The organism is Caballeronia sp., assembly GCF_028292365.1.
In the GTDB taxonomy this organism is placed as follows: domain Bacteria; phylum Pseudomonadota; class Gammaproteobacteria; order Burkholderiales; family Burkholderiaceae; genus Caballeronia.
On the sequence record NZ_JAQGMM010000120.1, the window covers coordinates 1 to 6,828 of the forward strand.

6 protein-coding genes are annotated in these 6,828 nt (G+C 58.9%); 1 reads left to right on the forward strand and 5 read right to left on the reverse strand.

Annotation, left to right across the window (positions count from 1 at the left end):
• Positions 1 to 1,426: DEAD/DEAH box helicase (locus tag JWR14_RS07405; protein ID WP_366144511.1), on the reverse strand; the 1,426-nt coding region annotated here is incomplete at its 3' end.
• 261 nt (positions 1,427 to 1,687) lie between these two features.
• Between JWR14_RS07405 and JWR14_RS07410 the strand changes: the two genes are divergently transcribed.
• Positions 1,688 to 2,179, forward strand: a complete 492-nt coding sequence (locus tag JWR14_RS07410) for a DciA family protein (protein WP_299703812.1) — start codon at positions 1,688 to 1,690, stop codon at positions 2,177 to 2,179.
• A gap of 61 nt (positions 2,180 to 2,240) precedes the next feature.
• Here the strand turns inward: JWR14_RS07410 and lpxC are convergent, their stop codons facing one another.
• From lpxC to ftsA, 4 genes are all read right to left on the reverse strand, one after another.
• On the reverse strand, positions 2,241 to 3,158 hold the full coding sequence (lpxC, locus tag JWR14_RS07415) for a UDP-3-O-acyl-N-acetylglucosamine deacetylase (RefSeq protein ID WP_299703815.1): 918 nt from the start codon (positions 3,156 to 3,158) through the stop codon (positions 2,241 to 2,243).
• Positions 3,159 to 3,547: 389 nt separating this feature from the next.
• Entirely contained in the window at positions 3,548 to 4,051 is a 504-nt protein-coding gene (locus JWR14_RS07420) for a peroxiredoxin (protein WP_299703818.1), read from the reverse strand.
• A gap of 270 nt (positions 4,052 to 4,321) precedes the next feature.
• A complete protein-coding gene (gene ftsZ, locus JWR14_RS07425) occupies positions 4,322 to 5,515 on the reverse strand; it encodes a cell division protein FtsZ (RefSeq protein ID WP_089162465.1) in 1,194 nt (397 codons plus the stop codon).
• A gap of 99 nt (positions 5,516 to 5,614) precedes the next feature.
• Positions 5,615 to 6,826 carry a cell division protein FtsA gene (gene ftsA / locus JWR14_RS07430; protein WP_299703830.1) on the reverse strand — a complete coding sequence of 404 codons (1,212 nt, stop codon included), beginning with the start codon at positions 6,824 to 6,826 and terminating at the stop codon, positions 5,615 to 5,617.
• Between the last annotated feature and the right edge of the window lie 2 nt (positions 6,827 to 6,828).

A 6,828-nucleotide genomic window follows, 5' to 3' on the forward strand; every position in this document is an offset into this window, starting at 1 on the left:
CCGCTTGCGTGAGCAGGCCGGACAGCAACTCCGACGCCTCGATGGACGTCGTACCGACCAGCACCGGCTGCCCACGCTCGACACATTCGCGGATATCGCGCGTCACGGCGTCGTAGCGTTCCTTCGCCGTCTTGTAGATCTGATCCTGCTTGTCGATCCGCTTTGGCGGCCGGTTCGTCGGAATCACGACCGTTTCCAGACCGTAGATCTCGTTGAATTCGTACGCTTCGGTATCCGCCGTACCGGTCATGCCGGACAGCTTCGAATACATGCGGAAGAAGTTCTGGAACGTGATGGACGCAAGCGTCTGGTTCTCGTTCTGGATCTTGACGTGTTCCTTGGCTTCCACGGCCTGATGCAGGCCGTCCGACCAGCGTCGCCCGGTCATCATGCGGCCGGTGAACTCGTCGACGATCACAACTTCGTTGCCCTGAACCACGTAATGCTGGTCGCGGAAAAACAGCGTGTGCGCGCGCAACGCGGCGTACACGTGGTGCATTAGCGTGATGTTTTGCGCCGCGTAAAGGCTTTCGCCCTCACCGATCAGACCCCATTCGGCCAGCAGACGCTCGGCCTTTTCGTGACCTTGTTCGGTGAGGAAAACCTGCCGTGCTTTTTCGTCGAGCGTATAGTCGCCCACTTTCTCGACGCCCGTGCCGTCCGCCTTCTCTTCGCCGATCTGCTGTTCGAGCAGCGGCGGCAGCGCGTTCATGCGCACGTAGAGTTCGGTGTGATCTTCAGCCTGGCCGGAAATGATGAGCGGCGTACGCGCTTCGTCGATAAGAATCGAGTCCACTTCGTCGACCACCGCGAAATTCAGCGGACGCTGCACGCGCGCGTGGGTCTCGTAGACCATGTTGTCACGCAGGTAGTCGAAGCCGAACTCGTTGTTCGTGCCGTACGTGATGTCCGCGGCATACGCTTCCTGCTTCTGCGCGTGTTCCATCTGCGACAGGTTGATGCCCCACGACAACCCGAGGAAGTTGTAGAGCTTGCCCATCCACTCGGCATCTCGTTGCGCGAGGTAATCGTTCACCGTGACCACGTGCACGCCGCGCCCGGACAACGCGTTCAGATACGCGGCCAGCGTGGCGACGAGCGTCTTGCCCTCGCCCGTCCGCATTTCCGCGATCTTGCCGTAGTGCAGCACCATGCCCCCGATCAGCTGGACGTCGAAGTGACGCATCTTCAGCACGCGTTTGCTGGCCTCGCGGCACACGGCGAACGCTTCGGGCAGCAACCGGTCGAGGGACTCGCCGCTCGCCACGCGCTGCCGGAACTCGTCGGTCTTCGCGCGCAGTTGCTTGTCCGTGTACTGCTCGATCGTCGGCTCGAAAGCATTGATCGCCGCAACGGTCTTTTGGTACTGCTTGACTAGGCGCTGGTTGCGACTGCCAAAAAACTTTTGGAGGAAACCGGTGGTCATCGGATCAGTGTCTGCGTCGCGGTATCGGCTTAGAGCGCGCTGGCTGCGTCCCAGTTCGGGGAACCTCGGCGGCTTAAGTCCATGGGTGAAATCGAATCGGGGATTTTAGCACGCGCCCCCGATAGAGCTTGCGTGCACATCGTTTGTCGTACATCGGCCAGGCGGCACGCCGGAGCCTTTCAAAGCGGCAAGCGCGCCGCCATGTCGCACGGTGCGCAGCGTTACAATCAGCGCATCGCCGCTAGCCCCACAGATTGAAAAATGAGCCGATTTCCGCCGAATTCAAGGCCCCCGCCACGCTTCGATCCCCGCAAGCCGCAAGCGCTGACGGAAGTGCTCGGCCGCACCAGCGAGTTTCTCGCGCTGCGCGCCGGTGTCGAGCAGGTAACGGCGTTGCAACGCGATCTGGCGGCGCTCCTGCCCGATTATCTCGGTTCCAATGTGGAACCGGGTTTCATTAAAGATGGTGTACTGGCCCTTTTCGCTGGCCATAACGCACTCGCTGCGCGCCTCCGGCACATCGAACCGCGTCTACTGGTCGATTTGCAGCAGCGCGGCTGGGCGGTCAATGCGCTGAAAATTCGCGTCCGGCCGCAAGCGATGAAAGAGGTGGTGCCGCCCAAACAAGCGCTGATGTCCGCCGCCGGGGCCGACGCGCTGCAAACGCTCGCCGAAACCCTGGAGCCGTCGCCGCTTCAGGAAGCGCTCGCTAAAATGGCTGCGCGTCATCACGCGAAAACACAAAAAAAATGAGCGGTGCTCGAAAGCAGCCGCTCATTTTCATTCTTGCTTATTAAATAACTTACTAAATACTTTACGCAAACGCCGTCTGGGTGTCGAAAGCGAAACCGCGCGGTGCCGCTTGTTTATCTTCGAACGTGACGATTTCATACGCGTCTTCGTGCGCCAGTAATTCACGCAGTAACATGTTATTCAAGGCGTGGCCGCCTTTATATGCCGCATACGACGCCAGCAACGGATGACCGATCACATACAAGTCGCCGATTGCGTCCAGCATCTTGTGCTTCACAAACTCGTCTTCATAACGCAAACCGTCGTTATTCAGAATCCGGTATTCGTCGAGCACGATGGCGTTATCCATACTGCCGCCCCGCGCCAAACCGAGTTCGCGCATCATTTCGACTTCGTGTGCAAAACCGAACGTTCGTGCCCGGGCAATATCCCGAACATAGGATGTATTCGCGAAATCCACTTCAAGCGCCTGACCGGTTTTATCAACAGCCGGATGGCGGAAATCAATGGTGAACTTAAGTTTGAAGCCGAAATACGGATCGAGACGCGCGAATTTATCGCCGTCGCGGATTTCAACCGGCTTCGTCACCTTGATAAATTTCTTTGCCGCGTTCTGCTCTTCAATACCCGCCGATTGAATCAGAAACACGAACGAAGCAGCGCTGCCATCCATAATCGGAATTTCTTCAGCCGTGACATCGACATACAGATTGTCGATACCCAGTCCCGCGCATGCCGACATCAAGTGCTCGATAGTCGACACGCGCGCGCCGTCTTTCTGCAACACCGAAGCGAGACGCGTGTCGCCAATAGCCATGGCGGACACGGGAATGTCCACTGCCACGGGCAGGTCGATACGCGCAAAAACAATACCGGTATTGGCCGGCGCGGGCCGAAGCGTCAAATCCACCTTGCGGCCCGAATGCAGGCCGATCCCGACGGTTTTGACGATGGTTTTAATGGTTCGCTGCTTCAACATGATTTTTTTCGCTTCGATTGTGACTCTCGATTGAGAGAATCAATCGTAAATTTGTATTCAATAGCGCGGAGTATACTCTAATCGCTTCGCGTCGTCCCGGGAGGAGCCTTGCAACTTGTTTCTCCAAGTTACCGGGTAATTTCGGCACACCAGATGCTCTGCGACGCGAATACCAAGAGGGTTGGGCCGATGGCCGGAATGGAGGCATTCCCGGACATCGGCACCGCGTTACGGCTTTGTTAAGACTTTGTTGCGGCGTATTTCAAGAGACGGCCTGGACGTCATTTTATGTGGCACGAATGCAACACGACGCCCGCGCTTCGGTCCGCTATTCGGACCGATCTCCGCCCTGAAATGAGCGCGACTTCAGCTCAACATCGCTTCAAACATCAACTCAACGTCGCCAGTACGCTCTCAGCGCTGCTGACTTCAAACTTGCCGGGTGCTTCGACATTCAGCGTCTTGACCACGCTGTCATCGACCACCATGGCGTAGCGCTGGGAGCGAATTCCCATGCCACGCTCCGACAAATCCTGCTCGAGGCCGAGTGCTCGGGTAAAACGTGCGCTGCCGTCGGCAATCATCTTCACCTTGCCCGAGGTTTGAAGATCGCGTCCCCACGCGTTCATCACGAACGCGTCGTTGACGGAGACACACCAGATTTCATCAATACCCGCCGCAGCGAGCTTCTCTGCATTGTCGATAAAACCTGGCACGTGCCTGGCGGAACAGGTGGGCGTGAACGCGCCCGGCAATCCGAAGATCACCACGCGCTTGCCCGCCGTCCGCTCGCGCACCGAGAAACCATTCGGTCCCACGGCGCAACCCTCTGTCGCCACATCGATAAATTCGAAAAGGCGTTCGTCGGGCAGCGTTTCACCAGTCTTGATCATGGATCGGCCTTTCACTGAGTCAGTGCTGGTCACGCCAGCGATTTACTGCTTGATTCATCACACGTCACGCATTCAACGTCGTCGCGCCACGCCCGCTCTCCCAGTTCGATCTCATCCCAATATAGACGATGATGAACCCAATCGAGGCGGTCACTCAGCCACAGTCCAGCGTCCAGAAGACGCGGCCTGAAACCTGAGACAGCACGACCTTTGCCTGACGCTTTTACCTATGGGCACTTAATACAAAAACCAGCCGCCCCGGCAAAAGTATCAGTCGGCTTGCTTGCGCAAGAACGCCGGAATGTCGTACGTGTCCACGCCCTTTTCCTGCAGCGCTTGCACGTGCGAAGCCGCCGTTTCACGCGACGAACGCCACACAGCCGGCGTGTCCAGCGCGCCGTAATCCGTGCCGTTCGATTGCTGCGGCGCGTAGCTGTGCTGTGCGTGCGCGATCGGCGCATTGTCCGTGCCGGTACGCAGCAAGGTCATCGGTGCAGCTTGTTGCTTCTTCGCTGCACGGCCGAGACCCGTTGCCACCACCGTCACGCGCAATGCATCGCCCATTGCGTCGTCATACACCGCGCCGAAGATCACAGTCGCGTCTTCTGCTGCGTACGACTTGATCGTGTTCATCACTTCACGCGTTTCCGACAAGCGCAGCGAACGGCTCGACGTAATGTTCACCAGCACGCCACGCGCGCCCGACAAGTCCACGCCTTCCAGCAGCGGGCTTGCGACCGCTTGTTCAGCAGCCAGACGCGCACGATCGACACCGGCAACAGTCGCCGTGCCCATCATTGCCTTGCCTTGCTCGCCCATCACCGTCTTCACGTCTTCGAAGTCGACGTTGACCAGCCCGTCGACGTTGATGATTTCCGCAATGCCGGCAACAGCGTTGTTCAATACGTCGTCAGCGCACTGGAAGCACTTGTCCATTTCCGCGTCATCGCCCATCACCTCGAACAGCTTGTCGTTCAGAACGACGATCAGCGAGTCGACGTGATCCTCCAGTTGCTGCGATCCCGCTTCAGCCACGCGCATGCGGCGGCCGCCTTCAAACTCGAACGGCTTGCTGACTACGCCCACCGTCAAGATGCCCATTTCCTTAGCGATCTGAGCGACAACCGGTGCTGCACCCGTACCCGTGCCGCCACCCATGCCTGCGGTGATGAACACCATGTGCGCGCCGCGCAATGCATCGGCAATACGCTCACGCGCATCTTCCGCTGCGGCCTTGCCCATGTCCGGCTTGGCGCCTGCTCCCAGACCCGTGTTGCCCAACTGGATCACCTGAGTGGCACGCGAACGCGCGAGCGCTTGCGCATCCGTATTCATCACGATGAAGTCCACGCCCTGGACCCCGCGGTTGATCATGTGCTGTACTGCATTACCGCCTGCACCACCAACACCAACGACCTTGATGATCGTTCCGTTGGTTTCCGTTTCCAGCATTTCGAAATCCATATTGCCTCCGTCAAGAATGAAAATCGGCGTTATTCGGCAAGAGATCGGGCAACCTCTTGTCGCGCGCCAGCCGCCGGCACCAGCGCGAATTCTTAGTGTTCAGAAATTTCCCAGGAACCAATCTTTCATGCGTCCCAAAACCTGTCCCATCGATCCGGACTGCACGGCGACCTTGCGGCCGCGCATGCGTTGCGAACGGCCTTCGACGAGCAAACCCATCGCGGTGGAATAACGCGGATTGCGAACGACATCTGCCAGACCGCCCGCATATTCGGGCACGCCGATACGCACCGGCTTCAGGAAGATGTCTTCGCCGAGTTCGACCATGCCGGGCATCATCGATGCACCACCGGTCAGCACCACGCCACTGCTCAGCAATTCTTCGTAGCCCGACTCGCGCACGACCTGCTGCACGAGCGAAAACAGTTCTTCAACGCGCGGCTCGACCACAGCCGCCAGCGCCTGCCGCGACAGCGTGCGCGGACCGCGCTCGCCAAGTCCTGGCACTTCGATCATTTCGTCCGGATCAGCCAGCGCCTGCTTCGCGATCCCGTAGCTCACCTTGATATCTTCGGCATCGGGCGTGGGTGTGCGCAGCGCCATGGCCACGTCGCTCGTGATTTGATCCCCGGCGATAGGAATCACCGCTGTATGACGGATCGCGCCTTCGCTGAAGATCGCGATATCCGTCGTGCCGCCACCGATATCCACCAGCACGACGCCGAGTTCCTTCTCGTCTTCCGTCAACACGGCCAGCGACGAAGCCAGCGGCTGCAAGATCAAGTCGTTCACTTCCAGCCCGCAGCGACGCACGCACTTCACGATGTTCTGCGCCGCGCTCACCGCGCCCGTCACGATGTGCACCTTCACTTCCAGCCGGATGCCGCTCATGCCGATCGGCTCGCGCACATCTTCCTGCCCGTCGATGATGAATTCCTGGGTCAGGATATGCAGCACCTGCTGATCGGTCGGGATGTTGATCGCCTTGGCCGTTTCGATCACGCGCGCCACATCGGTCTGCGTGACTTCCTTGTCCTTGATGGCTACCATTCCGCTCGAATTGAAGCTGCGAATGTGGCTGCCGGCGATGCCGGTGAATACATTCGTGATCTTGCAATCGGCCATCAGTTCGGCTTCTTCGAGCGCGCGCTGAATTGACTGGACGGTCGCCTCGATGTTGACGACAACGCCCTTCTTCAATCCCTTCGAGTCGCTCTGGCCGAGCCCGATCACCTCGTAGTGGCCTTCGCCTTTCAATTCGGCGACGATAGCCACCACCTTCGACGTCCCGATGTCGAGGGCGACCAGCAAGT